The sequence below is a fragment of the uncultured Sphingomonas sp. genome, assembly GCF_936927845.1.
In the GTDB taxonomy this organism is placed as follows: Bacteria; Pseudomonadota; Alphaproteobacteria; order Sphingomonadales; family Sphingomonadaceae; genus Sphingomonas.
This window is the reverse complement of sequence record NZ_CAKZHV010000024.1, coordinates 1-3122: the sequence shown is the minus strand read 5'-3', so window position 1 is coordinate 3122 and position 3122 is coordinate 1. Positions and strand designations below refer to the sequence as shown.

At 63.7% G+C, this 3122-nt stretch carries 2 protein-coding genes, 1 pseudogene and 1 riboswitch; of the genes and pseudogenes, 2 read left to right on the top strand and 1 reads right to left on the bottom strand.

Going from position 1 to position 3122, the window contains the following annotated elements:
- Nucleotides 1-846 (top strand): NAD(P)/FAD-dependent oxidoreductase (locus tag Q0579_RS03240; RefSeq protein ID WP_298809019.1); only part of this gene is annotated, 846 nt, incomplete at its 5' end.
- A 110-nt stretch (nucleotides 847-956) separates the two neighbouring features.
- A riboswitch (glycine riboswitch) is annotated at nucleotides 957-1044 on the top strand.
- A gap of 105 nt (nucleotides 1045-1149) precedes the next feature.
- Nucleotides 1150-2538 carry an L-serine ammonia-lyase gene (locus tag Q0579_RS03235; protein ID WP_298273154.1) on the top strand — a complete coding sequence of 463 codons (1389 nt, stop codon included), beginning with the start codon at nucleotides 1150-1152 and terminating at the stop codon, nucleotides 2536-2538.
- Between the two features lie 10 nt (nucleotides 2539-2548).
- Here Q0579_RS03235 and Q0579_RS03230 read toward each other — a convergent pair.
- Nucleotides 2549-2833, bottom strand: a pseudogene (locus Q0579_RS03230) (transposase); the annotation flags it as partial.
- Between the last annotated feature and the right edge of the window lie 289 nt (nucleotides 2834-3122).

Below are 3122 nucleotides of genomic sequence, written 5' to 3'. Positions count from 1 at the left end.
TTCCTTCCATTCCAACGAAAGGATCGCACCATCAAACCGTGGGATCAAACACCTAACCTCAGGCGAGGGCCAGCGCTCCAATGCGTCGAAGCGAACGCGATCGACATCTACGATGCGCTTCTCGCACATGTAGATTGCGACACGCCGCGGATATATCCGAGCGCGACCTATGTCTCAGCTGAGGTAACCGGAGCCATACAGTCCGCGGAGGGCCTCGCAATCGAGACCTCGGACGGTGGGCGCCGGCACGCGAGGCGGCTGGTGATCGCGATCGGCGTCACCGACGAGCTTCCGGATATTCTCGGCTTGAAAGAACGGTGGGGCACCACCGTCCTTCATTACCCCTACTGCCATGGGTACGAGGTCAGGGACCGCCCGCTAGGCGTCATCGCCGGAGGTGCCATGTCGGTTCATCAGGCGCTGCTCGTCGCGGACTGGGGTCCGACGACCCTATTCGTCCAAGATGCGGAGGCTCCCGGACCGGATGAGCTTGCCCGACTCCACGCCAGGAAGGTTTCCGTCGAGAGCACGCCTGTGGTGGCGCTTCTCGGATCTCGCGGTCCATTGGAGGCCGTCCGTCTGGCGAATGGCCGGATTGTTTCACTAGCCGCGGCATTCGTAACCCCGCGCACCCGGCCGACCGGACATCTTGCTGAACGGCTTGGCTGTGAAATGGTGGACGGTCCGACCGGTCCTTTCGTGAAAGTCGACCCATGGGGCAGGACATCCATCCCCGGGATATTCGCCGCCGGCGACATCGCTGCGCCCATGCACAACGCAACTCTCGCCACTGCCGGCGGAGTGGTCGCGGGCATCGCGGCACATCAGTCGCTTGCACTTGCGTGACCATAGGAGCTTCCCTGCATCGCACTGCGCTAAGCCGTTGCTGCCATGACGAACGAAGGTCCGGTCCGGTTAAAATGGCTTGCCTGATCGGGAGCCATGTTCAATAAGCTCCGCGCCGACAGGGAGAGACCGGGGTAATCCGGCGCCGAAGGAGCAACCGCCCCGGAAACTCTCAGGCAGAAGGACCTGCCGGCCGATAAAATCTGGAGAGAGGCGCCCGGAGCGTCCGCCGACGGGTCACGATCTCAGGCGAAGGGACAGATGGGGCATGCATCACGCCGGAGCGGCCGGCGAGGAGAAGGCATGCCTGAAGAGATATGCGCGGCGACGCCAGACGTGCGCCCGATGAGCATTGTCGACCTGTTCACTATCGGAATTGGGCCCTCGAGCTCGCACACGGTGGGCCCGATGCGGGCGGCGGCGAGGTTCGCTGCGTCGGTTGTTGACCGGACCGATCTGGTGTCCGTGAGCTGCCAGCTCTTCGGCTCCTTGGCGCTCACGGGGCGCGGCCATGCAACGGACAGTGCGGTACTTCTCGGACTCAGCGGCGAGGAGCCAGAGACCGTCGATCCCTCGGGCGTGGATTTGCTCCTAGACGCGATCGCCAATAGCCGCACCATCTTGCTTGCTGGCAGGCGCGAGCTCCCGTTCGACAGGGATCGAGACTTGGTGTTTCGGCCGAAAACCTTCCTTCCCGCCCATGCGAACGGGATGCGGTTCTATGCAACCATGAGCGGTGGCGAGGTACTCGAGGAGACGTATTATTCTGTTGGGGGCGGCGCGATCGAAAGGGAGGGGGACGCGGGTGCGACCGCGGCCAACGTACTCGAGTCCCTGCCCTTCAGCTCCGGTGCCGCGCTGCTGAAACTCTGCCGTGATCGCGGGATGTCGATTGCCGACGTCGTTCGCACAAACGAAACCGCTTGGCGAGCGGTGCCGGAAAGCGACGGCTTCATGCTGGAAGTGCGATCGGCGATGATTGCGTGCATCGATGCGGGAACCAGTGCCGAGGGAATTTTGCCGGGCGGGCTGGATGTCCGTCGCCGTGCCGCAGCGCTGCACCGGTCGCTCCTCGGTCGCGGCCCCAGGAGCGATCCCTCCTCGGTGTTCGACTGGGTCAGCCTATGGGCGCTTGCCGTGAACGAGCAGAACGCGGCCGGCGGGCGCGTCGTGACCGCTCCGACCAATGGCGCTGCCGGCGTGATCCCGGCGGTTCTCCGCTACTATGAGACGTTCGTCCACGGGGCGACGCGTGCGGGAACGCTGGAGATGCTGTACACAGCCTCGGCTATCGGCTTCCTCTACAAGCGGCGCGCATCGATCTCGGCGGCGGAGATGGGCTGCCAGGGCGAGGTGGGCGTCGCCTGCTCCATGGCCGCCGGCGGTCTCGTTGCCGCGCTTGGCGGCACGCCGGAGCAGATCGAGAACGCGGCCGAGATCGGGATGGAGCACAACCTGGGCCTCACCTGCGACCCGATCGGCGGCTTGGTCCAGATTCCCTGCATCGAACGCAATACAATGGGTGCCATCAAGGCGATTAACGCTGCCTATTTGGCGTTGAACGGTGATGGCAGCCACGTGGTCAGCCTAGATGCCGTAATAGAAACGATGCGCCAGACGGGGCGCGATATGGGTCGGAAATACAAGGAGACGAGCTTGGGCGGCCTGGCCGTGAACGTCGTCGAGTGCTGATCGCAGGCTAGGTTGCGTCGATCATGACCGTCTGCGGCTCGGCGCCAGCTGCAGCCAGACCTTCCATCATTCGCGTGAACACACCGGCCTCGCCCCAACGCTTCCACCGATTGTAGAGCGTCTTGTGCGGGCCGTACTCGCCGGGTGCATCTCGCCAGCGCAGCCCATTGCGATTGACGAATACGATGCCACTCAGCACCCGCCGATCGTCTACCCTCAGCCTACCGTGGCTCTTGGGAAAGAACGGCCGCAGCCGCTCCATCTGCTCGTCCGTCAGCCAAAACAGATCACTCATCCCGGTCTCCTTGCGGAGCCTGAATCATCTGTGGACGCCCCTTCGGATGCAAGCGGTATCTGGAAGTTCTGACACGTAGTCGGATGCTGCCATCTGTCCGGCCTGTAATGCAGCGGCAAGCTGCTGGCCCGTATGGGAGTTCGCGGACCGGAACCACATCAGATTAACGTGCTCGAAGCACACTGATTCAGTCTGGTTCTTCCGGCCCCGTCTCGCCGACTGTTGTGCCATACCCTCCTTCGACCGACCGCGCCCTCCGACGCCTCTGGCCCGCCTCGGCTTACGCCGT